At 65.9% G+C, this 25515-nt stretch carries 26 protein-coding genes; 25 read left to right on the forward strand and 1 reads right to left on the reverse strand.

Going from position 1 to position 25515, the window contains the following annotated elements:
• The first annotated feature begins 74 nt into the window (after window positions 1-74).
• The 19 genes from HMPREF1529_RS11460 (at window position 75) to HMPREF1529_RS11545 (ending at window position 19042) form a co-directional block, all read left to right on the forward strand.
• Complete coding sequence (locus HMPREF1529_RS11460) at window positions 75-569, forward strand: hypothetical protein (protein WP_157533935.1); 495 nt, start codon at window positions 75-77, stop codon at window positions 567-569.
• Between the two features lie 142 nt (window positions 570-711).
• Window positions 712-1290, forward strand: a complete 579-nt coding sequence (ssb, locus tag HMPREF1529_RS11465; RefSeq protein ID WP_016464951.1) for a single-stranded DNA-binding protein — start codon at window positions 712-714, stop codon at window positions 1288-1290.
• 106 nt (window positions 1291-1396) lie between these two features.
• On the forward strand, window positions 1397-1759 hold the full coding sequence (locus HMPREF1529_RS11470) for a hypothetical protein (RefSeq protein WP_036283424.1): 363 nt from the start codon (window positions 1397-1399) through the stop codon (window positions 1757-1759).
• Between the two features lie 44 nt (window positions 1760-1803).
• A complete protein-coding gene (locus tag HMPREF1529_RS15420) occupies window positions 1804-2202 on the forward strand; it encodes a hypothetical protein (protein WP_016464953.1) in 399 nt (132 codons plus the stop codon).
• Between the two features lie 163 nt (window positions 2203-2365).
• Window positions 2366-2644 carry an HNH endonuclease gene (locus HMPREF1529_RS15695; RefSeq protein ID WP_016464954.1) on the forward strand — a complete coding sequence of 93 codons (279 nt, stop codon included), beginning with the start codon at window positions 2366-2368 and terminating at the stop codon, window positions 2642-2644.
• On the forward strand, window positions 2641-4503 hold the full coding sequence (locus HMPREF1529_RS11480) for a M23 family metallopeptidase (protein ID WP_016464955.1): 1863 nt from the start codon (window positions 2641-2643) through the stop codon (window positions 4501-4503). Before HMPREF1529_RS15695 ends, HMPREF1529_RS11480 begins: the two co-directional genes overlap by 4 nt.
• Window positions 4504-4512: 9 nt before the next feature.
• Complete coding sequence (locus HMPREF1529_RS11485; protein WP_016464956.1) at window positions 4513-5415, forward strand: hypothetical protein; 903 nt, start codon at window positions 4513-4515, stop codon at window positions 5413-5415.
• A 27-nt stretch (window positions 5416-5442) separates the two neighbouring features.
• Complete coding sequence (locus HMPREF1529_RS11490) at window positions 5443-5844, forward strand: hypothetical protein (protein WP_016464957.1); 402 nt, start codon at window positions 5443-5445, stop codon at window positions 5842-5844.
• A 75-nt stretch (window positions 5845-5919) separates the two neighbouring features.
• Window positions 5920-6681, forward strand: coding sequence for an HNH endonuclease family protein (locus tag HMPREF1529_RS15425; RefSeq protein ID WP_232212116.1), 762 nt, complete (start codon window positions 5920-5922; stop codon window positions 6679-6681).
• A gap of 65 nt (window positions 6682-6746) precedes the next feature.
• Window positions 6747-8075 carry a Mu transposase domain-containing protein gene (locus HMPREF1529_RS11500; RefSeq protein ID WP_016464959.1) on the forward strand — a complete coding sequence of 443 codons (1329 nt, stop codon included), beginning with the start codon at window positions 6747-6749 and terminating at the stop codon, window positions 8073-8075.
• A complete protein-coding gene (gene istB, locus HMPREF1529_RS11505) occupies window positions 8072-8887 on the forward strand; it encodes an IS21-like element helper ATPase IstB (protein ID WP_005052820.1) in 816 nt (271 codons plus the stop codon). Before HMPREF1529_RS11500 ends, istB (HMPREF1529_RS11505) begins: the two co-directional genes overlap by 4 nt.
• A gap of 160 nt (window positions 8888-9047) precedes the next feature.
• Window positions 9048-11228 (forward strand): DEAD/DEAH box helicase, encoded by a 2181-nt coding sequence (locus HMPREF1529_RS11510; protein WP_016464960.1) that lies wholly within the window; start codon window positions 9048-9050, stop codon window positions 11226-11228.
• A gap of 75 nt (window positions 11229-11303) precedes the next feature.
• Entirely contained in the window at window positions 11304-12335 is a 1032-nt protein-coding gene (locus tag HMPREF1529_RS11515) for a hypothetical protein (RefSeq protein ID WP_016464961.1), read from the forward strand.
• An 80-nt stretch (window positions 12336-12415) separates the two neighbouring features.
• Window positions 12416-12721: a hypothetical protein gene (locus tag HMPREF1529_RS11520; RefSeq protein WP_016464962.1), complete on the forward strand. Its 306-nt coding sequence runs from the start codon at window positions 12416-12418 to the stop codon at window positions 12719-12721.
• A 12-nt stretch (window positions 12722-12733) separates the two neighbouring features.
• Window positions 12734-13204 carry a hypothetical protein gene (locus HMPREF1529_RS11525; RefSeq protein ID WP_016464963.1) on the forward strand — a complete coding sequence of 157 codons (471 nt, stop codon included), beginning with the start codon at window positions 12734-12736 and terminating at the stop codon, window positions 13202-13204.
• Window positions 13201-16920, forward strand: coding sequence for a hypothetical protein (locus HMPREF1529_RS11530; protein ID WP_016464964.1), 3720 nt, complete (start codon window positions 13201-13203; stop codon window positions 16918-16920). The genes HMPREF1529_RS11525 and HMPREF1529_RS11530 overlap by 4 nt, the downstream gene beginning before the upstream one ends.
• 75 nt (window positions 16921-16995) lie before the next feature.
• Entirely contained in the window at window positions 16996-17622 is a 627-nt protein-coding gene (locus tag HMPREF1529_RS11535) for a hypothetical protein (RefSeq protein WP_016464965.1), read from the forward strand.
• Window positions 17623-17773: 151 nt separating this feature from the next.
• Window positions 17774-18739: a hypothetical protein gene (locus tag HMPREF1529_RS11540; RefSeq protein WP_016464966.1), complete on the forward strand. Its 966-nt coding sequence runs from the start codon at window positions 17774-17776 to the stop codon at window positions 18737-18739.
• A gap of 42 nt (window positions 18740-18781) precedes the next feature.
• The gene (locus HMPREF1529_RS11545; protein ID WP_016464967.1) at window positions 18782-19042 is read left to right on the forward strand and encodes a hypothetical protein; all 261 of its coding nucleotides are present in this window, start codon (window positions 18782-18784) and stop codon (window positions 19040-19042) included.
• A 1-nt stretch (window position 19043) separates the two neighbouring features.
• Here the strand turns inward: HMPREF1529_RS11545 and HMPREF1529_RS15430 are convergent, their stop codons facing one another.
• Window positions 19044-19412: a hypothetical protein gene (locus HMPREF1529_RS15430; RefSeq protein ID WP_157533936.1), complete on the reverse strand. Its 369-nt coding sequence runs from the start codon at window positions 19410-19412 to the stop codon at window positions 19044-19046.
• 119 nt (window positions 19413-19531) lie between these two features.
• Here HMPREF1529_RS15430 and HMPREF1529_RS16495 point away from each other — a divergent pair, with 119 nt between their 5' ends.
• From HMPREF1529_RS16495 to HMPREF1529_RS11585, 6 genes are all read left to right on the forward strand, one after another.
• On the forward strand, window positions 19532-20026 hold the full coding sequence (locus tag HMPREF1529_RS16495) for a DNA-processing protein DprA (RefSeq protein WP_084675254.1): 495 nt from the start codon (window positions 19532-19534) through the stop codon (window positions 20024-20026).
• 141 nt (window positions 20027-20167) lie between these two features.
• Window positions 20168-21475 (forward strand): Mu transposase domain-containing protein, encoded by a 1308-nt coding sequence (locus HMPREF1529_RS11555; protein ID WP_231860846.1) that lies wholly within the window; start codon window positions 20168-20170, stop codon window positions 21473-21475.
• Window positions 21472-22287 carry an IS21-like element helper ATPase IstB gene (istB, locus tag HMPREF1529_RS11560; RefSeq protein WP_016464970.1) on the forward strand — a complete coding sequence of 272 codons (816 nt, stop codon included), beginning with the start codon at window positions 21472-21474 and terminating at the stop codon, window positions 22285-22287. Before HMPREF1529_RS11555 ends, istB (HMPREF1529_RS11560) begins: the two co-directional genes overlap by 4 nt.
• A gap of 2 nt (window positions 22288-22289) precedes the next feature.
• The gene (locus HMPREF1529_RS15705; RefSeq protein WP_198013066.1) at window positions 22290-22805 is read left to right on the forward strand and encodes a DNA-processing protein DprA; all 516 of its coding nucleotides are present in this window, start codon (window positions 22290-22292) and stop codon (window positions 22803-22805) included.
• Window positions 22806-23058: 253 nt separating this feature from the next.
• Window positions 23059-23970, forward strand: coding sequence for a RusA family crossover junction endodeoxyribonuclease (locus HMPREF1529_RS15435; RefSeq protein WP_084675263.1), 912 nt, complete (start codon window positions 23059-23061; stop codon window positions 23968-23970).
• A gap of 423 nt (window positions 23971-24393) precedes the next feature.
• Window positions 24394-25506 (forward strand): hypothetical protein, encoded by a 1113-nt coding sequence (locus tag HMPREF1529_RS11585; protein ID WP_157533937.1) that lies wholly within the window; start codon window positions 24394-24396, stop codon window positions 25504-25506.
• Window positions 25507-25515: the final 9 nt, after the last annotated feature.

A 25515-nucleotide genomic window follows, 5' to 3' on the forward strand; every position in this document is an offset into this window, starting at 1 on the left:
ATCCTGAGCCTGAACCTCTTGATCAACACGCCCTAGCCGCCATCGATCAGGTCGCCCGCCCCGGGCAGATGGTCATGATGGCCGGCGGCGGGGTCTCCCACTTCGACATCGGTCACCTCGGGCGCTGGATGCCTGCGTTCGGCAACCGGCTCCACTACGGCACTGTCGACATCAGCGATGTCGTGCGGGGCTACATCTCTGCGACCGGCAATTGCGACACGTTCGCGAAGTCGCCGGTCAAGGCGCACCGCGCGATGGCTGACGTGCGTGAAGAGCTCGAGATCGCGCCCCTGATCTGGGACATGTTCCAGCAGTACGACTCGCGTCGGTTCGCAGGAGTGAAGTCGACGCCGGCGGAGCGAGTCCTCGCCGGCGCCTCACTCATCCAGGCGGCGTCTGTGCAGGAGACCGACAGGGAGCTCACCACGATCCTCGACGAACTCAGCGCCCGCGATGCCGTCGCCGGCGTCACCGTCGTGGCCACCAAGCTTCTCCAGATGCTCGCTACGAGCAGCGGCAGATCGTCCGCCGCGATCCTTGACGAGGTCCGCATGGGCGCCGTCAGATAAGCCACCGCACGCACCCGAAATTACTGTGCATGTGGGTACTGCGACCGGTCAGATACCGGCCGCGAACCCGGACCGAACGATCGTGACGGGGGATAGGGAATGAAGGCCAACCCCGGAAGGGTGAGGCAGAACGGAACCAGAGATGAGCAGCAACGACAACGTGATCACGATCGTCGGCAACCTGACGGCGGACCCCGAGCTGCGCTACACGCAGAACGGCCTGCCCGTCGCGAACCTCACGGTCGTGCAGAGCGACCGCGTGTTCGACCGTGACACGAACAGCTGGAAGGATGGCGAGCCGTCGTTCTTCCGCGCAGCGGTCTGGCGCGAGCTGGCCGAGAACGTCGCAGGCTCCCTGACCAAGGGGCAGCGCGTCATCGTGACGGGCGCGATCAAGCAGCGCAACTACAAGGACCGTGAGGGCGCTGACCGCACCAGCTTCGAGCTGGAGGTCTACGACATCGGGGCCTCGCTGAGGTTCGGCACGACGACGTTCACCCGGGCCGCCAAAAGCGACCAGGCGCAGCAGGCCGCTCCGGCTGCTGCGCCGGTGGCTCAGGCTGCACCGGTGAGCCAGCCCGCCGGACCCGCCCAGCAGCAGTATGCGCCGCCCGCCCAGCAGCAGTATGCGCCGCCCCCGCAGCAGTACCAGGCTGCGGCGCCCGCGCCGCAGCCGGTGGGCGTCGCGGCCGGCCAGGCTCTGAGCGACGACGCGTTCTGATCGACGGGAACGCTGACCAGGGTCGGAGGATCGCACCCGCGACCTTCGACCCTGGTGGCGTTGACACGAGGAAACCATGACTCTGGTCACCCGCGATGGTCCACCCATGAAGCGCATTTCGCTCACCCGCACCCGAGGCGAGACGCTCGTATGGTCCGTTCGCGCGGCCGCCGCGTACCGGCCCCCCGCACGGCCGAAGAAGCGCACCGCCGAACCAGCCCACCATCGCATCTCCCTCACTCGCACGCCGCAGGACACGTTCAGATGGATGATCCGCGGCACTCCGTGGGGCGCTCTGACGATCGTCGCAGCCGCCGCGTCTGTGCTCGCCGCCGCGGTCGCGTTGTGGATGACTGTGCCCCTCATCGACTCCTTCGTCGCCACCACCCGCACCTCGGCATCGGACGCTCTCGGCTGGATGCTCGACCAGATCGCCGCATTCCCCACCTGGCTTGGATCCCTCTTCTAGGAGATTGCTCACCAACTTCGTCGGATCGCCGCACACGTGTGGGCATGAGCTCTTTCGACGAAACGAAGCACCCCCGAGGACAGGCGGGAAACCCCGGGCAGTTCAGCAGCAAGAACAACGACGCCCCCGCCGGCTCACTCGGTGACACGAGCAACGCCCCCGGCGCCCCCATGGGACCGCTGAAAGTGACGCTGCTGCCCGAGCCCGACCCTCGCGGCGGGTTCGACACCCGTGTGGACGCACCCACCGGCCGGCACTACCTCCGAGGCAACGTCCCCCATCGCGAGGACGGCCCCGCGTACGAGGGCAACGACGGTTCCGAGGTCTACTACCAGCATGGAGAGCTGCACCGCGATCCTGCCGACGGACCCGCGGTGATCGACGAGTACGAGGGCGATCTGGTCGAGGAGTTCTACTCCCACGGGCAGCTCGTCACCCCATAGTGTCGCCGCAGGGGTGGGAGGTATGCCCACCGACCTGATGACCAGCGTTCCCGTCTGGTTTTGGGCCGCACTCTGCGCCTCCGTTGCACTGACTGCCGCGGCCACACGCGGCGCCCGGCGTACAACGAGGGATCCTCGACGCGCGTTCAACGAGACCGAACGGATGGCAGGTTTCCTGCGCGCGGGCGCGCAATGTGAGTTCGCCCGGTGGGTGTTCTTTCGCTGCACTCGCACCGCTTCCCACGGTGACCACTTCATCCCCTGGTCCAAGGGAGGTGCGACCAGCATGCGGAACTTCGTCGCAGCCTGCGCCACCTGCAACATGACAAAGGGTGCGGTGATGCCTTCTCGACTCTCACGCACGCTCATGGCAGCTAGACGCCGCCGATACTTCCCATCTGACATTCCCCGCGACGCCGGCGAATGGTGGGTGACCGGATGACAGACCAGCAGTCGACCCATCCGGGTCCCGAGGATAGGGGCGCCGGCGAGCAGATCAAGGAAGCCGGAGCGCAGATCGCTGGTGGCGCCATCCAAGGGGCGATCCAGGGCGCTGTCGTCGGTGGTGGCGCAGGCGCAGCTGCAGGGGCGGTTAAGGGTGCCGCCGTGTCCGCGGCGCAAACCCCTGTCGCGCGGAAGCTCATTGTGGGGCTGGTCGTCGCCGTCATGCTGTTCGGCGTTGCGGTCGGTCTCGGCGGTATCGGGGCAGCGTCCGCACTCGCCAGCGCAATCGCTGGCACGAGCGATCAGAACACCGAGTACGCGATCAAAGACGACAACATCAGCGGCGATGTTGTGAACTCAGCCGAGAAGACTGCGAGCCGATTCAACGTGCCGAAGGAGCTCGTCATCTCGGTGCTCCTCGCAAACGAGGGGTACGACTTCGGTGCTCTCGTCGACCGCCTCGACGTTGCTGATCCCCAGCGCGCGTTCCGCGATCTTCGGACCGGCAGCCTCTCGACGAGCACGGAGATGGCAAGGTACATCCCCGATAAGGGAACCGGCGCCGACGAAGCGAAGAAGGTGCGAAAGCTCTACGTCGATGCTCTCGCCGCAGGCGGGTTCAGCCAACCTCAGGCTGACTCGATCTACGCCGTGGCGTTGCAGTGGGCGCTCGGGAACACCCTCGACCCCGACGAGGCAGCATGTCTCGCACCGGCGACCGTAGCCGATGGCGAACAAGTGCAGATCAACGCGTCTTCTTGGACTGCCGGGCAGGTCGCGAACATGAAGATCGCTATCGGCCTCGCGAAGACGATGTTCCCCGACGACGCGCGCGCGGCCGCAACGATCGCGCTAATCACGATCCGCCAAGAGTCCGGGTTCAAGAACTACGCGAACGACGGACTGATGACACCCGACAGGGATCCCAACCCGGGCCCCTTCACCGCATCTGACTACGCAGAGCTGAAGTACAGCCTCGAACTGCCCCACGACGCCGTCGGTACGGACCACGCCTCGCTTGGCCTTCTGCAGCAGCAAGCGACGATGGGGTGGGGCGACTACAAGACGTCCACGTGGGCCTCGGGTGACTACAAGGGCGTCATTGGACGGTTGATGAACCCGTCCTACACGATCGGGAAGTTCCTCACGAAGCTCGCCGCCATTGACGGCTGGCAGTCAATGGAACCCGGCGCTGTCGCGCAGCGAATCCAGGTCTCCGCATTTCCCGACGCGTACGCCAAGCATCTGAGCCTCGCCACCGAAATCTGGCGGGTCTATGGCCCGACCAGCCCCGCCCTCGCCGTCCCCGAATCAACAGGCTGGTCCGGAGCGACCTTCAATGATGGCCCCCAGTCTGCCGGCGCCTGCAAAGGCAGTCCGTTCATCCTCAACGGGAAGTACGCCTGGCCAGTCGAGATGCGCGATGACGGGACTCCCGCCGGGTTCATCACCAGCCACTTCGGCACCCGCATACTCAACGGAGTCCCGAACTACCACTCCGGTCTCGACCTCAGCGGCAACGGCTATGGCAGCGACATCTACGCTCTGGCCGATGGTGTCGTCGTCAAGTCGAACCTCTGGTCCGCAGCGTGCGGCGAGTACATCCAGATCGCACATGCCGACGGAACTGCGACGGGATATCTGCACATGACCGACCGTCTCGTAAGCGTCGGCGAGAAGGTTACCGCCGGGCAGCTGATCGCTCACATGGGTGGCGGGCAGCCCGGCGGGTGCACGTTCGGAGCTCACCTGCACCTGTACGCGTTCGACCAGCAAGGCACACGCATCGACCCCCTGACGTACTTGACTCAGCGCGGGCTTGTGTTCCCCGCCGAACGCGATATCGCCGCCAACTAGGAGACCGACATGAACGGGAAGACCATCGCGATCGTTGCCACTGCTGGCGTACTTATCGTGGGTGGCGTGCTCATCTGGTTGGCGGTCACCGGAGGGAAAAGCGACGCTGGAGATGCCGCTTCACCCGCGCCGAGAGCCACGTTCGCGGACCGCTCCGAGAACATCGTCCCCGTCGACCGGGTCGGGCAAGCGGCTGACGGCGGGGTTTTCGATCCGCTCACCATTCCCGCAGGACTCACCTCAGGTGTTGGCGCAGACATCCCGGAAGACCAGCTGACTCAACCTGGTACGGATCTCGGCGTCGGCGACCTGATCGTCACGAATCTCTACCAGTCGGACGCATCTGCCAACCCATACGTACTGCTCGTGATCGACGGTGTAACCGAACCGCTGAAAGACTCCGAGCGTTCATCTGCGTTCGCGAGCACAGGCGTGCCCGACGATGGAGTCCGCATCGTTCAGAAGGTCACCCTCCGACTTCGGCAGATCGCCGGCAGTGGCGATATGGCTGGGTGGCATCTGGCCAAGTCCGTCATGCCCCTCAACCTGCAGCTGGAGTCGATGACGGTCCTCGACATCTCCAACGCGACCTGCGGTGCCTCCAAGACCCCTCTGGCAGGCCATGACGGCACGACCAACGACACGGTTCAGGCTTGCTTCTTCGTGTTCGGCAGCGTCAACACCCCTGCATCTCCCATCAGCAGCCTGGCCATCTCCGTGCGCATGTCCGGGAAGACGCAGCAGCTCTACATTCAGTCGAATGCTGGCCAGGATCTCAGCGTCGGCAACGCTCACGAAGCCGACCACGATCACGAGTGGTGGCAGACGGACCCGGTGACCGGCCTACCGATCGTCGATCCTCAGACCGGCAAGGTCGTGCCGAAGGAAGGGCACGAGGCTCACGAGCACTGAGCGTTGGCCGCCGTGCATGTGGTGGGTATGGCACGCGCAGCGACTCCGAAGGTCAAGCCCCCGAGGGTGATCGTCCACGCCCCGAACGTACCCGAGGTCGTCCAGGCGGCGCAGATCGCGCTCATTGCGATGAAGGCCGCGAAGGTCCACACGTGGGCGGAGTTCGTCGACAAGCCCGACAGCCAACTCCGAGCGCTGGTGAGCCTGACAGCCGACCAACAGGGAATCCTCGAGGACAACCGGCACGTGCTTCCGTACCTGCAGGTCACTCCGTTGGTGACCGTTGCGGCGTGCGGTACTTGCGGTCGATACGGACTCGTCAGCAGCGCTGCGGTCCCCGCCAAGTGCGGCTTCACGCTCCGGTGCGACGGGGCGGTGGCGAAGGCCTCCGTCCAGGACTACCGGCCGCGGCCGGCGAAGGTCGGGTAGCGCAAGCGATCCAGCGTCGGTGCCGTGCATGTGGTGGGTATGAAGTTCATCGGGAAGCTCCTCGTCGCTGCGGTTGTGATCGGCGGCGCCTGCATGTGGGTGATGTACAACGGTCACTGGAACGCAGTCATCTCCTTCACCTCGGCAGTGTTCGGCCAAGACGCGGCCGACGGCGTTGATGGGTTCGGGAATCTCTCGAAGGACGTCGGGGATGACGTCATCGACTACGGCAGCAAGCTCGCCGAGCAGATCAAGAACGGTGAGACCCCCACCCCGAACTGGGCATCTGTCGGGGAGGCCCTCAAAGGGCTTCCAGCCGTGACGGGCGAGCGACGACCGAACTACCAACGTGAAGCCTTCGGGAACGGGTGGCTGGACACCGATGGGAACGGTTGCGACACCCGCAACGACATCCTCGCGCGGGATCTCACGGACACCAAGGTCGACACCGACAGCTGCACGGTACTCAGCGGCACACTCGCAGATCCATACACAGCGTCCACCATCCAGTTCACCCGCGGCGCAGCAACCAGCTCGAAGGTGCAGATCGACCACATCGTGCCCCTCGCGCTCGCCTGGGGTGAAGGTGCATGGAAGTGGACGAGCGCGCAGCGCGAGCAGTTCGCGAACGACCCGATGAACCTCCTCGCCGTCGATGGACCCACCAACTCTGCCAAGAGCGACAAGCCGATCAGCACGTGGTTGCCCCCATCGAAGACCTACCACTGCACTTACGTTGCGCTGTATGTCGCCGTGCACGACAAGTTGACGGCGCTCACTGAAACTCCCCAGTTCTGCTCATCGAAATTCCCCACCCTGGGTCGCTCCGCCGCGTGAGGCGGGCCTCCCTCGATGCTGGTGGTCTCTGACCACGCACCAGCTCGAGAGAGGCCCTGTTCTTCATGCTTTCAGAGGAGGACGACGTGGATATCCACGCGCTCAGACGGCAGGGGATGACGATCAGTGAGATCGCCCGCCGCACCGACCATGACCGCAAGACGATCCGGGCCTACCTGAAGGGTGACCGCGTCCCCGGTCGGCGTGAACGCGCCGCGCCGGACTCGTTCGACGCGTTCGTCGACTACGCCGTTGCACGGCTGATCGAGGACCCGCACTTGTGGGCGATGACGCTGATGGATGAGCTGCGCCCGCTCGGCTATGAGGGCTCGTATCCGACGCTGACGCGGCAGATCCGTGACCGTGGGCTGCGGCCGGCGTGCACGGCCTGCGCGCATGTCACGAAGCGGCCGAACGCGATCATCGAGCATCCGCCCGGCGAGGAGACCCAGTTCGACTGGGTCGAGCTGCCCGACCCGCCCGCGTCGTGGGGGTTCGGTCACAAGAAGGCATACGCACTGGTCGGCTCGCTTGCCCACTCGGGGGTCTGGCGGGGCGTGCTGTCTTCGTCGACGGATCTACCGCATCTGCTGGTCGCGATGAGCACCCTGCTCGGGCTGCTGGGCGGGCTGACCCGCGACTGGCGGTTCGACCGGATGACCACGGTCCTCAAACAGGGCACCAGTGATCTGACGCCGATGTTCGCCGCGTTCGCTAAGCATCACGCCGTCACGGTGATCGCGTGCCGGCCCCGCAGCGGGAACCGGAAGGGGGTGGTCGAGAAGAACAACCACACCGCCGCGCAGCGCTGGTGGCGGACCGTCCCCGACGAGCTGACTCTGGAGCAGGCGCAGGCCAGTTTCGAAGCGTTCGCCAGGGGGCAGGACGATCGGCCACGCCAGACTGAGACGGGCAAGACGACCGCGAAGGCGATGCTCGCGGCGGAGCGACTGCGACCGCTGCCGCCGACTGTGTTCCCCGTGGTGGTGACCGAGGAGCGCACCGCGACCAGGCAGGCGTTGATCGACTGGCGCGGGAACCGGTACTCGGTGCCACCGGAGCTGGCCGCGACGAAAGTCATCGTCCAGCAGCGGCTCGGCGCCGACATCATCGACATCGCCACCGTCACCGGCGCGGTCGTCGCCCGGCACCGGGTCGCCGAGCCCGGGCTGGGCGTCACGACCCGCGACACCGGACACGTCACCGCCCTCGAAGCGATCGCGATGGCATCCGCGCCACCCGGACGCCCGCACCGCCGCAAGGAACGCATCCCACCCGGGACCGCCGCGCTCCGCGCCGCCGCCGCCCTGACCGGCACCACCGAACCCACCACGACCGTGATCAGCCTGGCCGCCTACGAGCAGGCCGCGAAGAACAGGAACACCCTCTCATGACCACCACGACTTCCACGACGACGACCGCAGCGAGCGTCTACCAGCAGCTGCGGACCCACCTCACCGACCTGAAACTCACCGACGCCGCCGACGCCCTCCCGAAAGTCCTCGACCAGGCACAAGCCGAGGGCTGGACCCTCACCCACGCCCTCGAGCACTTGCTGCGCATCGAGGTGACCGCGACCGACGCGCGCCGCCTGACTGGCCGGTTCCGGTTCGCGAACCTCCCCACCGGCGCCACCCTAGACGACTTCGACATAGATTCCGCCAGCGGCATAGACCGGTCACTGCTGCAAGAACTCGGCACCTGCCGCTACATCGACACCGCCACCAACGTGCTCCTGATCGGACCTCCCGGAGTCGGCAAAACCCACATCGCGACCGGACTCGGCCACGCCGCCGTCACCGCCGGCTACCGGGTCTACTTCACCTCCGCCGCCGACCTCGCCGCCCGCTGCCACCGCGCCGCGATCGAAGGAAAATGGTCGACCATGATGCGGTTCTTCGCCGGACCCACCCTCCTCATCATTGACGAACTGGGCTACCTGCCACTGCCCGGCGAAGCCGCCTCCGCACTGTTCCAGGTCATCAACCAGCGCTACTTGAAGACATCGATCGTGATCACCACGAACCGGCCCGTCGGAGCATGGGGAGAGATCCTCGGAGACACCACCGTCGCCGCCGCGATGCTCGACCGGCTCCTGCACCGATCCGTCGTGATCACCCTCGACGGCGCCTCCTACCGGCTCCGCCACCACCACGCCGCCGCAGACGAACTCCGCCGCGTCACCACCGGCACAAACCTGCGCTAACCTAACCCCGCGACCTGGGGAACTTCGATGAGCAACTCTGGGGAGATTCGCTGAGCGCCGTCAAAGTACAAGCTCGCCATGAGCAGCTCCGACAGTGCGGCGGCCGCCAAGCTGGTCAGTGCCTGCGGCTGATCAGGCCAGGGCCGTGCATGTGGGGAGCATGAGCTTCCCAGCGGTCCTCGGCCAGCCGATCACGGCCCCCACGAGAACTGGGTTCGCCAAGCTCGTCGGGACAATCCGTGAGCCGGCACTCGAAGTACATATCCACTCGAAGCTGCCGCATCCCACCATCCCTCGCACGAGCATGCTCGAGTGGGTCAAGTCACTCGGCAACGCACGGTGGGATCCTCACGAACGGGCCTGGACGATCAGCGGGCTCAACAGCCATGAGCCTTCGATGGTGCTCGCCCAGGCGGGCATCGATCTGGATTGGGATGACCGCCCCGAGGAGTTCGCCGACGTCCGTTCGGTCGACGAGCTTGCCTGGCCGATCGCGAAGCTCTCCGACAACGGCCGAACGGTCCTCGTCCGGGCCCGTCTGGCTGGATACGACCACGCGAAGGAACTGCTCGGGCTGGGCGCCATCTGGGACAAGGACCGGCGCTTCTTCCGCACCCCAGTATCTGACGTTCTCGTCCTCGATGGCGCACAGCTGATCGTCCGCCCTGGCGTGCACTGGCCACAGAGTGCGATCGATGCGGCGTGGGCCGCGCACGCGCATGTGACGGTTGACCCCGACCTCGCACCACTCACGAAGCGCCTCGGCTCTGCGCTCAGTGTCGACCAGTTCACCGACGACGAACTCCACATTCTCCAGTCGCGACTTGGCAGGCTGCCCGCCGATGGGCGTGAGCCGTTCCCGTACCAGAAGGTCGGCGCACTCGCGGTCGCCGCGGGACGCGCATGTCTGTTCGACGAACCTGGCGTCGGAAAGTCGGCCGGCGCGCTTCTAGCCGCCAGGGTGCTTGGCGCGCAGCGGACAGTCATCGTCGTACCTCCCCTCCTCACCACGAACTGGCGTCGGGAGATCGCGCACGCCGCTCTCTGCCCCGACGACCACGTCGTCACGTTCAAGCCGGGCCGGAAGGAGCCCGAACTACCCCCATCTGGTGCAGTCATCATCGCTGACAGCCTGCTCGCCTCACGACCCGCCGTACTCCAGCGGCTTATTGCGTGGCAAGCGGACGTCATGATCTTCGACGAAGCGCACCGAGCGAAGACGATCGGGTCCGCTCGCGGCGACGCCGTACTCGACCTTGGCGCGTCTGTGAAATATGCCCCGTTCGCCCTCACCGGCACGCCGATCTTCGCCTCTCCGCACGAGCTCGTCACCCTTCTCGAACTCACAAGGATGATGGCGCCGGTGTTCGGCGGCCGTCACCAGTTCCTCGCCGACTTCTGCGTTCAAGACCAGTTCGGCGGCTGGAAACCGCGGAAGAGTGCGCTCGACCGGCTGCACGCCACTCTCGTGGATCAGGTGTGGGTTCGACGTCGCAAGCGCGACGTGCTCCCGCAGCTGCCGAAGAAGATGCGCGCCGCGATGATGCTCGAAGTGCCACTCAAGGACTACCGCGAGACGCACAAGGAGGTCATTTCGAAGGTCCTCGGCTACCTGACCTGGTTCGAGGACCAGAACGGCCGTGAGCCGACCAGTGGCGAGCTGAACGAGTGGGTTCGCTTCTCCTCATTCACCCTGATCAGCCAACTACGTCAGGCGGCAGGCCTGGCAAAGATCCCGCTTGCTGCCGAGCTCATCGAGAACCACGTCCGCGAGACCGGCTGGGAGACCGATGAGAACGGGCGCCGAGTGTTCAACCGGCCGCTGCTGGTGTGGGTGCATCACAAGAGCGTCGCGGATGCGCTGTACCAAGCTGTCCCGACTTCCATCGGGGAGACGGGAGTGATTGCGGGCTTCACCTCCGACCGCGAACGCGACAGGCTCGTCGATGAGTTCGAAGCGGGATTGATCCCCGTCATGCTCTGCTCGATCACCAAGGCCGGCGTCGGCTTGACCCTTGTGCGCAGTTCCGACGCGATCTTCGCTGAGACGGACTGGACTCCCGCGCTGATCAAGCAAGCAGAAGACCGCCAGCATCGCCCGGGCGCGACAGGGGAGTCCGTTCAGTACACGACGCTCATCGCGGTCGGCACGCTCGACGAGACGATTCAGAACGTCCTGGGCCGGAAGGTCGAAGTGCTCGAGAAGGGCATCGGCGACACGGACGACTCTGTCGCAGTCCTCGCCGGCGACGATGCTCGTGGGCTGCAGGACATCGTTGACGCGGTCGTGCAGGAGGCGCTCACGATTCGCAGCAGGGAGAGGCGCTCCGCCCGCAGCTGATCGCTGATCACACACTCCTCAATTTCGTTACCTGGCCGTTATAAACGCCCGTGTCCGCGCCGTGCGTATGTGGGCATGAACACTCACATCGACTCCCTCGGCCACGCCCGCCACTCGGCTGGAACCACCGGAGGACGCGGCGGCCAGTTCGCCACCAAGACCAATGACGCACCCGCCAGCTCCCTGGCGGACGAGCCCACGACCCTCGCACCGAAGCGCTCCAGTGAGCTGACCGCCGAAGCGATCCGCGAGAGCCAGCAGATCCTGACTCGAACAGCCGCACAGATCACAACCTCCTTCCGCATCGACCCGACCAACGCGCAGGACATCGTCCAGGACGCCTGGGTTCACCTACTCGAGCGTGACAGCCGGCACGGCGACATCGCCGAACGTGCGAGTGAGCGGGCATTCCTGAACCTCACGGCTCGCAAGTTCGGCAACAACTACGGCAACGACGCACGCTTCGGCCTCCGCAGCGAAGACTTCCGCGCGCGCCGCGAGCTCCGCGCCCTCGCCGAGAAGTTCCGCGAAGAGCAGGGGCGGAAGATGACGCCCGACGAGTACGCCGCCGCAGCGCACGAGGTCCGCATGTCGTACAAGCCGGGGCAGCGCCCGAAGCCCGACTTCTACAAGGAGATCAGCCAGCTCTCCCTCGACGTCACCATCTCCGATGACGGCAGCACCACTCTCGGCGACACCCCCTCGGAGGCGGAGTCCGCGGACTACGACGACCAGGAGCACGCAGCAGCGGTCGCCCTCCATGGTCTGGAGAACAACGGACAGAGCAAGGAGTCGATCCGCGACGACATCTGGCGAATCATGTCGCTGCGAACCGAGGACGCGCCGCAGCCGGTCGCCGGTTCACTGACGGAGCCGCAGGTCGCCACCTACCGGCGCATCGTCACTCGGGCGGGCGGGGCCCACAAGGTCGCCCTCGACTGGCTCGACGGTGCGCTCGATGCGGACAGCCCCGAAGCGGTGGCATTGTTCGCGCCCTTCGGCGCCCTGGACAGGAGCCAGTGCGCTCGTGTCGTGGATGTCCTCGACGCCACTCCCAAGTACGCCGACCGACTGTGGGCCTCCGGTTTGGCTTCGGCCGCCCGATGAGTGCCGCAGGGGTGGGAAATGAGCCCAAACGAGCCGGGACAGGCAACGCGGGCACGACCTGAACAGGGGACACAACCAGCATGAACAGCAACCTGAACCTCGTCGCCGCATGGAACACGCTGTGGGCTCAGCTCACCTCGTGGGCGCCGGGACTCGGCACGTTCCTCGCCGTCGTGGGGCTCCTCGTCCTCCTTCTGGCGGTCGTCAAGTGGGTTTGGGCCAAGCGTCGCGGCAACGGAGGCGGCAGCTTCCCAACGATGGCCATCGTCTTCGGCCTTCTCCTCTGCGGGCCGACGATCGTGGTGCCGATCGTCCTCTCGATCTTGCAGCTGCTGTTCGCCATCGTCGCGAGCGCCATCGCCTGGGTCGTCACCCTCGGAAAGTGACGACGCCGGGACATGCCTGTCGTCTACAGCCTGACTGACCTCACGGGGCGCAACCGCAACGAGAACCGACGGATGGTGGTTGCAACCTTCGAGGTGAAGCGCCGGACGTTCCTCATCAGCGTCCTTTCCGTCGTCGCGTCCATGCCAATCACGACCATCGTTGGCTTCCTCTTCGGGGTCTACGCGCTGGCCGTTCCGGTCGTATTCGTGGTTGGCGGAATCTGGCTGTGGGACTCACGCCAACGCAAGGGACTCAAGCTCCTGAACTACCAGGCGATCGTCGACGGAAGGAAGGCGAGCAACGGGGTCCTCTACGCGGCAGGCCAGCCCGTCCCTAAGCCCCAGCTCGTCATGCACCAGAGGCAGTTCATTCCCCTCGTCGACAACGAACGCGGCACACCGGTGGTGCTCGGCAGCGACAACCTTTCCATCTCCCGCACTGGACGGGGCCGCAAGCCGAACGCAGAAGCAAGGTTCACGTGATCTCTCTCCTCCGCCGCGTCACCCGGTTCCGATTCGCCCTCGGCTTCGCTGGAGCGGCCGTTCTGCTGCTCATGGCATCTCCCGCAGCACACGCAACAACCGGGCAGCCCCCGTCCGGCGCTACGTCTGCTTCGTCACGCATCGTCGAGGCGGGCTGGCTGATCCCAGACGACTACGCCCCGAGCGACTCAACAGTCAACGAGCGGACGAAGAACTACATCTCCGGCACGATGATGCGCACCCTAAACCGCTGGGGCGACGCATCGAATGGGTTCCACACCAAGTACGACGGCTTCATCGGATCCCAGCTCGCCGACATGGCACAGCGCAACTGGAACCAGGGTTCTGCCATGGCCTTCGGCAACTGGGCGATGACCGTCACAAGCGAGTTCACTCAGTTCGCCGTCAACCTCGACATCATCAACGGCCTCGGCGCCGCGATGGATGGCATCGCCAAGACAATGCTGTCGGCGCTCATCGGAGTCACCGGCGGAGCAGGAGCCGGCGTGCTCTTCGGCGTCATCGCGATCCTCTCCGTCCTCCTCGCCATCTGGCGCAACTCCCGCGGAGGGCTGGCCCGAATGGCCCGCGAAGTGGGTGCGGTAATCGCCGTGATCGCCGTGGTCTTCGGCATCGGCATCACGACGCTCAACTACAACCCTGGACAGGGTGACACTTACAAGCCGGCTCCTGTCAGCCCCGGCTGGTTCGTCAAAGGCGTCAACGACTCCATCACCTCCCTGACCGCGCTGCCAGCGAAGACATTCGTCGACGGGATCGAAGGAGCCGTTTGGGGCAATGGGCTCCGAGACTCAACCCTCGGCGGCGGCCTCGGCTGCTCGAAATACACCGCCGCGATGTCAGCATCCTTCGAGCGGGGCATCTCCGCCACGACCACGAGCTCCAAGTCGCAGGTCGCGATCGCCCAGGTAACGGACAGCCTCTGGGATTCGACGGGGTTGTACGTGTGGTCGAAGACGCAGGGCGGCTATCAGAATCCCTACGCGGCGAAGGTCTACTGCCGCATTCTCGACTTCCGCAACGGCTCGTCCCCTCGTTCCAATGCGTCGATGACCTACCTTGCCGCTCTGAACAGCGGGTACGGAGCGACGGCAACCTCGCTCAGCAATGCGATCACCACAGACGCAAACCTCCGCGCCCCGTTCGCGCCCTCGTCGTCCGAGAACACGACCGCGTCGATTGTCGCTTGGGCAGCCTGCAAACCTACCGGGTTCAGCGGAGGTCGCTTCAGCTGGGCTTGGGAGGCGGACTGGGTCGGCTTCAAGGGCGGCACCGGCAACATGGGCTTCGAGATGACGGGCTCGAATGCCAACGACGAGTGCCAGAAATGGTGGGAGGCAACCAGCCCGACAGACTCTTCCGGCAAGGCCACCGGCGGCCAGGATGTTCCCGACATCTTCGATGTCAAGGGCGACGCGGGTTGGATCTCCGAACACACCGCCACCGCTGCGGGGACCACACAGGTTCGTGACTTCCTCAATGCGCTCACCGGGGTGAACCCGTGGGGCGGCACCCTCGGTGTCGTCTCGTATGCGGGCGGCGCGGCGATGACCATGGGCGCGTTCGCATTCATCGATGTCGTAGTCATCATCGCGAAGCTGTTCGCTGCGATGTTCATCATTGCCCTGTGGTTCGTTCTCATCGGGGCGATGTTCCGCCCATCCGAGATGAAGGACCGCCTTGGGAAGACCGTCAACAAGTTCCTCGGTACCGCCGTCTTCGCGGCACTGACAACCCTGATTCTGACCTTCGTGGTCATCTTCACCCGGGCTCTTATCCGCATCGGTATCGACATCTGGGGTGGAGGCTCCATCGGCTCGATGCTCTGGTCGGGGCTCGCCCCGGTACTCGCCCTCGTGCTCGTGCACATCATGTTCACGAAGGTCTTCAAGCTCCCGAGCCCCGTCTCGCTGCGCGGAGCGCAGGCGTGGAGCAAGTCAGGCATGTCCGGAGCTCTGGGCGCGGGCGTAGGCGCCGGCGTCGGGTCGTTCATGGGTACACGCCTGGGGAGCATGGCCAAGGGCGCCGCCGTCCGCGCAGGCAACGCCGCCGTCAACGCCGGTCTCAGCAAGGTCAGCGGCGGCCGTCTCGGTGGCGCCTCCGGCACCCGGTCTGCTATGGCTCCCAGCGGCTCGAAGCCGGCTGGACTCTCCGAGGAACTATCGGCGCGCGTAGACGCGGGGGAACAACTCACCCGCAAGGAACAGAAGACCGTCGACAAGACCCTCGCCGGACTGCAGGCGGACAAGACGAAGCGCGACTGGACCCTCGCGAACGAAGCAGCTGAGGACCAGAAGAGGCTCGACGCGGCAGATCTGCGCTCCGCTCGCCGCGAATACCGCCAGGAAGCTGGCGTCGCTGCACCCGGCGACATCGCGGGTGCGATCGCTGCGGGAGCTAGCGGGTTGGCGGCGAGCGTGGGGGCGGGAGCCCGCAGGGCAGGCGTGATCGTCTCGGACAAGACGGGGCTCACGGCCCTCCGCAGCGAGCTGGGATCACGTCGGGCGATCCGCCGCGAGGCGATTGCCGCCCGTAGGGCAGGCGCAGCAGAGCAGAAGACGATGCGCGAAGGAATGGCGGCGAAGGGAGCGGCGTCTCTGGCGGCCGCGAACGCGAGCGCCGCCGCTGCGCTGACGGGCGCGGAAGCCGCCGCTAAGCGCGCCCTGTGGGGCGCGTCGGCTGTCGCCGGCACCGCGTCTTCCGCGGGCGCCAAGCTGTCCGCAGCGGCAGCGAACGGGGCGGCCGCCTCGCAAGCGGTGTCGATGATGGGTGGTTCCGGGGGAGGTGCAGCCCTCGCGGGCGCGATCGCCGCAGGGCTCGGCTCTGGTGGGGGAGGCGCCTCCACCACGAGCCCCGGGAGCAGGGCGGCGAGTTCTCCCATCATGGTGACGGACCGCTCGGCCCCCGCAGCTGTCACCGATGTCATCACGCCGCAGGTGGAGGCAACGCCGGTTGTGCAGAAGCGGGATGTCATCGTCGCAGCTGCCGGAGCGTCTCACGTCCGCCGCGTGGGCGGCCCCGTGGCTCGTGTCGATGTGCCGGCCGGGACGATGGTGGGAGACGTTCGAACGGTCGCCCCCGTCCGCGCCACGGCCGTCGGTGAACCTCAAGTGAGGGTCAGCGCATCGCAGATCGCGAAGGGCGGACAGCCCGCTGGAGTGAGCGGTCGTCCGACGCCCGTCGCCCGCGGCGCTTCGATCGCAGACGCGCAGAGCGCCGTGACCCCGGCCGTCCGACGCGCCGCAAGCGTCATCAACGCCCCCGCGAACGCCGCACACGCGGCCCGTCAACAGGCCTGGAAGGCCCACGATGCAGCTGGAGAGAAGGTCCAGCAGGTGGTCAACACGCGAACCGTCCAGGCGGCGCTCAACGATGCTCGCGTGACGCGCGCCGCTGTCGGCGTTGGCGTGGATGCAGTCAAGGGATCCGCTGCCTATCGGGGAGCGGAAAAGGCTGCGCAGCGCGCCGCAGCCACGATCGCGAAGGGTGCTGCTCGCGCCGCAGCTGGTGCGCAGGCGCTCTCGGAGAGGAAGGCGAACAATGCGGCCGTTCTCGCCAGTTATAGGTCGAAGAGGGCTGCACTGGCGGATGCGCAGCAGCTCGCGGAGGACGTTGTCCAACACTCAGGGGGCGCCGTTCGTATGAAGGATGAGGGCAACACGCCTGGATCGGCGCAAGCGAAAGATGAGGGCTAGCGAATGAGTACAGTCGATGTGAGCACGCCCCCGCGTCGACCAGTCGGGGCAGCTGGGGGCACAGGCGGACAGTTCGTGCCCAAGCTCAACTCACCCCCGGAGGGCACATTGACCGAGAGCGCCACTGGAAGCTTCTTGTACCCGCCTGAGCGATTCGATTCGCTCGCCGAGTATCTCGACTTCTTCGAGAACGCGCCCATCTCCGACCAGGTGCTCTCCAACGCGTCCTACGCTTACCGCGCATGGCGGCAGAAGGAGATCCTCGCTTTCATCCACGAACGCCACGAGGAGTTCGTCAACACCCCCGGGAACATTGCCCACCGCATGGCGGCGAAGCACGGCAGCGCAGGGCTCGAGGACGCGATCAATGCGCAGCGTCCCCAGTGGAAAGCAGAGGCCGAAGAGCGGTATCCCCTCGAGAGTCTGCCTCGATCTCAGGCTCGTTCGGTGCTGCGCGCTCATCAGATCGTTGTGCTCCGAGGGATGCTGCCACAGGACGAAGAGCAGTCGGCGTTGGAGCACCTGCTGCCGCACCGTGACGTCATGGTGACCGCGAGCGACTTGGCCGACTACTACGCCACCACCGAGTGGGCAAAGAACGCGTTGACGGAGAGTGACTATGCGCAGGCAGAGGCGATGGGGCGAGTTGCCAGCCTGCTTGCCCAGCAGCAGGGCATCACGGACTACGACGACTGGCACTGACTGACACAGCACTCAGAACGCCCGCGCGATGCTGTTTCCGTCGCGCGGGCGTTCTCTCTTCCTGGACGCGGAGGCGTCAGAATGTGCCGCAGGGGTGGAGTGCGGAGACGGCAATAGCCCGACCTCTGCACCAGACGAGAGTGAGCCACCGATGACGGACCAGCCCCAGGTCAAGCGGCGGGCGTTCCTGGCGGAACCCGGAACACAGCCGCTGTTGACCACCGACCCGATCGAACACCTCGAAGGTTTCGAGCGGTTCGTCGAGGCGACCGGCATCGACCCAGCGCGAGTGCTCGCGACGCCCGTGGTCGCGTTCCCCCTCCCCGTCCCCTTCAAGGATGAAGTCGGCGGAACGCAACGTTGGGAGGGCATCGAACCCAAGATGATGTGGCTGCCGCTGTTCTGGCTCCCACCCCACCTTGCGCTTCGGTACCAATACCGCGTCATCGACGAGGCGACCGGCGGCACCACCGATGACATCGAGATCGAGTCGGACGAGGTCTGGGCCGTCCGCGTCATGCTCGAACTGACCCGCGTTGGAATGTACGACGCCGCAACCGGCACATGGGCGGACATCCTCTCCTTCTACGGCCTCGACGCGGATGACCCCGTCGACCAGGCGCGGGTGGAACTGTGGCTCAACGGGTACCCGGACGAAGTCCTGGATGCGATCGACCTCACCGAGCACATCGTGTTCGCGGACAACCCGGAGTGGGGTCTGGAAGCTGCACGACAGATGGTAGACACGCTCGTGCCAGCTCAGTGGTCGCTCACCGCAAGCGGCCTCCTGCTCGCCGCCGGCAACTACCTCGCGTTCAAGGGCGAAGGCGACAAGGAACGTCGGGACATGCTCTCCGTGCTTGGGTCTGTTGCCGTGAACGCGCTACGCACGATTCCCGCCGATGAGACGGGAATCCCCGTCAGCGAGCTCATCGAGTCGATCACGGTCGCCGCCCAGTCGACGGAGAACAGCAGCGAGCAGCTCGTCGACGACTTCATGCAGGCGCTCTCCGAAGTCTCCGAAGACTTCGAACCGTACGTCGCGGCCTACATGCAGGTCGCTGCTGAGGGCGACGCAATCGAGGTTCCCAGCGATTCCCTCGCTGATCTGCGATAACCTCAGCGCGATAGGTCCGCAGATCAGCGAAGGAGGACCTCCATGTCCGTCCAGACGCGCATTTTCACGAACCACATCGTCAGCCAGCCTGGTTCACCGTTCCAGGGTGCGCTCATGCTCGACGACAGCGGACGAGGCAATCTCACGCTGCAGGCCGACAGCGGACCAGTCCTGACCATCGATGCCGTCAGGCTCAGCGCGGTAATCGCTCTCCTCCAGGAGTGCGAAGAAGTCCGCGGATTGATGACACAGACGAGCACTGACCTGCTGATCGGCGAACCCGACCCCACCGAGCTGCTCTGACCTAGAAGGGGGTTCCGCTCGACGCCCAGGCGTCGAGACTTCCTTCGTTCGGGTCCGGTTCCTCAGCGATCCCAGCAGCCGCGTCGTTCGCCCAGGTCTCGTTCCGCTCCATCCACTCCGCTTCTGCGAGGGAGCGATCGTCAAGGGAGAAGTGCTTCGGGCAGTCAGGGTCCGGTTCGAGCGCGTCCCCTGGTTCGACCGCGCCGTAGTGAGTGAACGGTGTCGGGTTGACCAGGCACGTGCAACCGTCGCCGGCCGGAAGCCACTCTCTAGCTTCATCCAGCAGCGCGGCGGACGGGGCGTCGTTCTGCTTGTGGATGAACCTGCCGGTGGCCCCGCGAGGGTGGGCTGCGTCTACGAAGGTGCTCATGCCCACCATGAGTGCGGCGGATGAAGCGAGTCAGGGCGAGTGGGTCCGCGCGCGAGGAGGCGGGATAGCTCGATGACCGTCAGGAGCGCGGCATCCAACGACCGTGCATGTGATGTGGCATGAGCGCACCCCATGTCGAGCAACCCCGTACGGCTCCGACAGCCGAACGCGACCGTGCGGCTGTCAGTGTGCTTGCCTGCGCGTCGGCTCTCGTGCCAGCCGAGGCCAGGGAACCGCTGGTCGATCGTCTCGTCACACGTGGGGCCTGGGACACGCTCGCTTGGCTCACGAATGGTGCGGGTCCTTACGGGCGGCTTAGCCCAGCCGCGAGCTACGCGGGCCGTACGATCACTGCACCAAAGTGGGGTGCCCGTGAGCTCGACCGGATCAGCGAGTGGGAAGGAGCCGGCATCCGGCTTCTCACTCGAGCAGACGAAGACTGGCCAGCAACAATCGAGGATCTTGGCCACCTCGCGCCGGTCGCACTGTGGGTACGCGGCACCATCCCTAGGCTCCACGACGGCGCCGTATGCATCGTCGGCAGCCGGAACCTGAGTTCAGGCGGCCACTCCAAGATCGATCGGATCGTCGCAGGCCTTGACGGCGCTCACTGAAATTCCTCAGTTCTGCTCATCGAAATTCCCCACACTGGGTCGCTCCGCCGCATGAGGCGGGCCTTCCTCGATGCTGGTGGTCTCTGACCACACACCAGCCCGAGGAAGGCCCTGTTTCTCATGCTCTCAGAGAGGAGCAGCGTGGATATCCACGCTTTGAAACGGCAGGGGTTCACGATCAGCGAGATCGCCCGCCGCACCAATCACGACCGTAAGACCATTCGCGCGTACTTGAATGGGCAACGCGAGCCCGGAGTCCGCGAGTCCGCTGGCCCTGACGCGTTCGAACCGTTCGTCGACTATGTCATCGCGAGGCTGACTGAGGACCCGCACCTGTGGGCGATCACGCTGTTCGACGAGCTCGTCCCGTTGGGGTTCACGGGTTCGTATCCGACGTTGACCAGACAGATCCGCGTCCGCGGGCTGCGGCCGGCGTGCACCGCGTGCGCGCATGTCACGAAACGCGCGAACGCGGTGATCGAGCATCCGCCTGGGGAGGAGACGCAGTTCGACTGGGTCGAGATGCCCGACCCGCCAGAGCAGTGGGGATTCGGACGCAAGACCGCCTACGTCCTGGTCGGCTCTCTCGCGCACTCCGGGGTCTGGCGGGGCGTGATCTCCCCGTCGATGGACACACCGCATCTGCTGGCTGCGATGACGACCCTCCTAGCCCTGCAGGGCGGGCTCACGAGGGTTTGGCGGTTCGACAGGATGCGGACCGTCCTGGACCATACCAGCGGCGACCTCGTCCCGCAGTTCGCGGCGTTCGCGAAGCATCACGGCGTGACCGCGGTGGTCTGCCGTCCCCGGTCGGGAAACCGGAAGGGCGTGGTCGAGAAGAACAACCACACTGCCGCACAACGCTGGTGGCGCACACTGCCCGACGAACTCACTCTCGAGCAGGCGCAGGCCAGCTTGAACGCCTTCGCCGCAGGTCAGGACGACCGGCGGCGTGAGGGCGAGCTCGGGACGACGACCGCGTCCGCGCTGTTCGTGAACGAGCGGCTCAGACCGCTGCCCGCGATGGTGTTCCCGGTGATCGTGACCGAGGAGCGCACCGCGACCCGGCAGGCGCTGATCGACTGGCGCGGGAACCGCTACTCCGTCCCGCCCGAACTGGCCGCTGCGAAGGTCACCGTGTCCCAGCGGCTCGGCGCCGACAACATCGACATCGCCACCATCTCGGGCGCGGTGATCGCCCGTCACCGCCTCGCACAGCCCGGGCTCGGGATCACGGTCCGCGACACCGGACATGTCACCGCGCTCGAAGCAGTCGCGATGGCCTCGGCGCCGCCAGGACGTCCGCACCGCCGCAAGGAACGCATCCCACCTGGTGCTGCCGCCCGGCAGGCAGCAGCCGTACTCGCCGGCACCGCAGCACCCTCCACGACCGTGATCAGCCTGGCCGCTTATGAGCAGGCCGCGAAGAACAGGAACACCCTCCGATGACCACCACCACGACCGCCCCGGCAACCGCGGCCAGCATCTATCAGCAGCTGCGCGGCCACCTCACCGATCTCAAGCTCGCCGACGCCGCCGACGCGCTCCCATCCGTACTCGACCAGGCCCAAGCCGAGGGCTGGTCGCTGACACAAGCCCTTGAGCATCTGCTGCGAGTCGAGATCACCGCGACCGACGCGCGGCGCCTGGCAGGCCGGTTCCGGTTCGCGAACCTTCCCACCGGGCAGACCCTCGCCGACTTCGACCTCGATGCTGCCAGCGGCATCGACCAGTCCCTGCTTGCAGAACTGGGCACCTGCCGGTTCGTCGACACCGCCACCAACGTGCTCCTCATCGGCCCTCCCGGCGTCGGCAAGACCCACATCGCGACCGGCCTCGGCCACGCCGCCGTCACCGCCGGCTACCGGGTCTACTTCACCTCCGCAGCCGACCTCGCGGCCCGCTGCCACCGCGCCGCAATCGAGGGCAAATGGTCCACCATGATGCGGTTCTTCGCCGGCCCCACCCTGCTCATCATCGACGAGCTCGGCTACCTGCCACTGCCCGGTGAGGCCGCGTCCGCACTGTTCCAGGTCATCAACCAGCGCTACCTGAAGACCTCGATCGTGATCACCACGAACCGCCCCGTCGGAGCCTGGGGCGAGATCCTCGGCGACGCCACCGTCGCCGCCGCGATGCTCGACCGACTCCTACACCGATCCGTCGTGATCACCCTCGACGGAGCGTCCTACCGCCTCCGCAACCACCACGCCGCAGCAGACGAACTCCGCCGCATCACCACCGGCACCAACCTGCGCTAACCTTGCCCCGCGACCTGAGGAATTCCGATGAGCAACTCTGGGGAAATTCGCTGAGCGCCGTCAGCCTCCCAGTGCCAGTCATCTCTGGGCTCGCACGCGGCGCCGACGAGACGGCGCATCGCGCGGCGCTCCGTCATCGCGTGCTGACGGTAGCTGTACTGCCAAGCGGAGTCGACCACCCGTACCCTGCCGATAACCGTCACCTCGCAGAGCGAATCATCGAAGATGGAGGCGCTGTCATCAGCGAGTTCCCACCGGGAACTTCCGCCGGACGGCAGCGTTTTCTGGACCGGAACCGCATCATCGCGGCGCTCGGGTCGGGGAGCCTCATCGTCGAAGCGGGGGCAGTCTCCGGGACACTCTCAGAAGCACGTCACGCGTATCGACTCGGGCGCGTCCTGACGGCTGTGCCGGGGACTCCCGGTGCGGACAAGCTCATCGCCGACGGTATGGCATTCCCGATGCTCGGCAGCGCGGACCTGGATGCCCTGCACCATTCGGGGGTCGAGTCATCGTGACTGCGTTCAGGTTCGTGACGCTGGTCTGCGACCAGTGCTTCACCGCGTTCGACCCCGGCACGGCGCTCACTGAGCGGGACGCGCGAGCGGACGCCACTGATCGCGGGTGGACGTCACCTTCACCCGACGAGGACCGGTGCAGAAACTGCTCCGAGGCCGGCTCGCCCCCTGCATCGGGGTCAGACCTAGAGATCGGTGTGCCCGTGCTGATCTCCGCCCGATGATGGTCAGCCCTGCCGCAGGGGTGGAAGTCATGACGCCGACTGATGAGCAGACCGTGCAGGCTAGTGTGACCACTCGCCGTAGGTTCCAGTTCACGGTCAGGGGCCTACCCGCACCGCAAGGCTCGAAGTCGTTCAAGGGGATGTCAAGGGCTGGAAAAGCCATTCTTGCCGAGTCATCTAAGGCGGTGATGCCGTGGCGTCAGGACGTCGTGTCAGCCGCGTGCGACGCAATCGACAACGAACCCGGGTTCAAACCCTTCGCCGGCCCAGTACACCTCATCGTCGAGTTCTACCTGCCGCGCCCGAAGGGAGCGCCGAAGACGAGACGGGTCGTCCCCGACGTCATGCCTGACCTCTCCAAGCTGATCCGTTCCACTGAGGACGCGCTCAAGACCGCGGCCGTCTGGCGGGATGATGCACAGGTCGTGGACATCACCACCCGCAAGCGATACGCGACGTTCGGCGATGAACAGATCGGTCACCCGTGGGAGCTTCCCGGGATCGGCGCAGTCGTCACCGTAGTCGAACTCGACCACGAAGACACATGGGCGGACATGCCACTCGACATCCACGCGGCGGCCCGCTTGCCAGCGCCGGCACTGCCAGCCGGTCTATCCGGGCTTCCGTCGACCAGCCGCGCATCTCTCGATGAGTGGGGCGCGGGATCTGTGCTGATCCCCGCCTCGGCGACGGACTCACGGGCGCGCCAGTTGATTGGCAAGCTGCTGAAAGAATCGGCGGCTCGAGCGCGCCGCTTGCAGGAAGAAGGAATCGGCCCCTCTCACGCGATCGCGGTGTTCATCGAGGACGGGGCGATCCGGCTCGCCAGCCCCTTCGGGAGGCCACTCACGCCGCTTCAGCATGATGTCCTCCAACTCGCACGTGAAGCGCGGGAAGCTGACACCGAGATAGTGGTCGTGCTCGCGGCCACGGTTGAGTGAGATCGCGGCGGACACCGTGATGAGCATGCTCGCTATGGAGAACGTCGCAGGCTCGGCGTAGTGTTCACGGCGGCCGGAGAAAGGTCCGGCTCTCATGGGAACCTCGAAGAGATACGCGCACGTGGTGGCGCAGCAGATCAACGACCGTCTCGTCGACGTCGTGGCGCGCGGGGCGAAGCTTGAGAGCCTCACGGATCTAGAGCTCGAACTTGACCGTCTCCCCATAACGATCGATCCGCTCCCGAAGCCCGTCAGCGCGTGGGTCCGCTTCGACAGGATTCCCGTGCGTGTTGACGCCGAAGCCTGCCGATGGACGAGCACGGCCGTGGGGATCCGCTTCCGCGTGGGTGAGACCACCCACCGCTGCTGGGTGTGGCGAGGGGCAGTGGAAGACCGATAGCTCTGTCCGGCCGATGCGGACTCTTGGTGCCGCAGGGGTGGTTTGCAAGCAACTACCGGAGCGTGATCTCATCCATGGCCAATCCCTTCCTCGTCCTCGGCGGAATCGCCGTCGGCATCGTGACCGCAGGAATCGGGGTACTTGCTGTGCCGGGATGGATCGGCGCCGCTCAGGACTCCGCCGCGGTCAATGACCTGAGCGTGATCCGAGCGGCGGAATCCGCAGCGGTACTTCACCTCGGCGAGTACACCGACGACGACCATCTTCTGGCTTCCGGTGAGCTGGGAGTGAAGGTCCAGGCGTCTGCTGGTACCGATCTCGTCGGGCTATCCGCGGATGCGGACCGGTCATGGTGCGCCGTCACGCGCTCGAAGACGGGTGTCTACTTCGCAGCTTCGCAGGCGGTCACCTCACACGCGAGCAACTCCGACCCTTCCACAGCGATGTCGGCCGCTGGGTGCACATCTGCGGACGCGGACGCTGTTCTGGCTGCAGGCTTCGGCGCATTCGTCGAGGAGAGCCGAAACCTCGCACTCAACCCACTCGGGGGCGCATGGAAGCCCACCAGTCAGGCTGGGATCGGGTTCGACACCACCCGCTGGGGAGCGTACGGCGCTTACTCGCTTCAAGGCGAGTGGGTGCGATTCACCAGGACCACCGCCAACAACAGCAGCTACGGCTTCCACCTGAGCGGGAACCCCGAATCGGCTGGGACCGTGAGCGCGCAGATGATGGCGGTCGTGCCGGGGGAGACGTACACGCTCAGTCTCGATGCCCGGCTGTCCGCAGGCGGGTCGGGGGACTCACAGCTGCGTGTTCGATACGCGAACGAACTGAACCAATGGGTGGCAACACCGCCGAGCGCGATCGCGATCAGCGGGATCAGCGACGAAACCCGAACCTACACACTCACCTTCATCCCGCCAGCCGGGGCAACGCGGATCGCCGCCTACTTCGTGAGCTCAGCAGTGCCGGCCGGTGGTTACATCGAGGCAACTCACCTGTTCCTGTCGCGAGGGGCCACGCCTGCCCGGTATTTCGACGAGACCACCCCGGTCGATTACATGCACAGGTTCGCGTGGACCGGGCCGAGGAACCTCTCCGAGAGCGTGATGCTTATCCGCTCGAAGGGCTAGTGGGCGACA

It is taken from the genome of Microbacterium sp. oral taxon 186 str. F0373 (genome assembly GCF_000411455.1).
In the GTDB taxonomy this organism is placed as follows: Bacteria; Actinomycetota; Actinomycetes; order Actinomycetales; family Microbacteriaceae; genus Microbacterium.

Coding starts and splice junctions, on each gene's coding strand:
- HMPREF1529_RS11460 (WP_157533935.1), top strand. CDS start 75: ATGATGGCCGGCGGCGGGGTCTCCCACTTCGACATCGGTCACCTCGGG.
- ssb (WP_016464951.1), top strand. CDS start 712: ATGAGCAGCAACGACAACGTGATCACGATCGTCGGCAACCTGACGGCG.
- HMPREF1529_RS11470 (WP_036283424.1), top strand. CDS start 1,397: ATGAAGCGCATTTCGCTCACCCGCACCCGAGGCGAGACGCTCGTATGG.
- HMPREF1529_RS15420 (WP_016464953.1), top strand. CDS start 1,804: ATGAGCTCTTTCGACGAAACGAAGCACCCCCGAGGACAGGCGGGAAAC.
- HMPREF1529_RS15695 (WP_016464954.1), top strand. CDS start 2,366: ATGGCAGGTTTCCTGCGCGCGGGCGCGCAATGTGAGTTCGCCCGGTGG.
- HMPREF1529_RS11480 (WP_016464955.1), top strand. CDS start 2,641: ATGACAGACCAGCAGTCGACCCATCCGGGTCCCGAGGATAGGGGCGCC.
- HMPREF1529_RS11485 (WP_016464956.1), top strand. CDS start 4,513: ATGAACGGGAAGACCATCGCGATCGTTGCCACTGCTGGCGTACTTATC.
- HMPREF1529_RS11490 (WP_016464957.1), top strand. CDS start 5,443: ATGGCACGCGCAGCGACTCCGAAGGTCAAGCCCCCGAGGGTGATCGTC.
- HMPREF1529_RS11500 (WP_016464959.1), top strand. CDS start 6,747: ATGCTTTCAGAGGAGGACGACGTGGATATCCACGCGCTCAGACGGCAG.
- istB (WP_005052820.1), top strand. CDS start 8,072: ATGACCACCACGACTTCCACGACGACGACCGCAGCGAGCGTCTACCAG.
- HMPREF1529_RS11510 (WP_016464960.1), top strand. CDS start 9,048: ATGAGCTTCCCAGCGGTCCTCGGCCAGCCGATCACGGCCCCCACGAGA.
- HMPREF1529_RS11515 (WP_016464961.1), top strand. CDS start 11,304: ATGAACACTCACATCGACTCCCTCGGCCACGCCCGCCACTCGGCTGGA.
- HMPREF1529_RS11520 (WP_016464962.1), top strand. CDS start 12,416: ATGAACAGCAACCTGAACCTCGTCGCCGCATGGAACACGCTGTGGGCT.
- HMPREF1529_RS11525 (WP_016464963.1), top strand. CDS start 12,734: ATGCCTGTCGTCTACAGCCTGACTGACCTCACGGGGCGCAACCGCAAC.
- HMPREF1529_RS11540 (WP_016464966.1), top strand. CDS start 17,774: ATGACGGACCAGCCCCAGGTCAAGCGGCGGGCGTTCCTGGCGGAACCC.
- HMPREF1529_RS11545 (WP_016464967.1), top strand. CDS start 18,782: ATGTCCGTCCAGACGCGCATTTTCACGAACCACATCGTCAGCCAGCCT.
- HMPREF1529_RS15430 (WP_157533936.1), bottom strand. CDS start 19,412: ATGAGCACCTTCGTAGACGCAGCCCACCCTCGCGGGGCCACCGGCAGG.
- HMPREF1529_RS16495 (WP_084675254.1), top strand. CDS start 19,532: ATGAGCGCACCCCATGTCGAGCAACCCCGTACGGCTCCGACAGCCGAA.
- istB (WP_016464970.1), top strand. CDS start 21,472: ATGACCACCACCACGACCGCCCCGGCAACCGCGGCCAGCATCTATCAG.
- HMPREF1529_RS15435 (WP_084675263.1), top strand. CDS start 23,059: ATGACGCCGACTGATGAGCAGACCGTGCAGGCTAGTGTGACCACTCGC.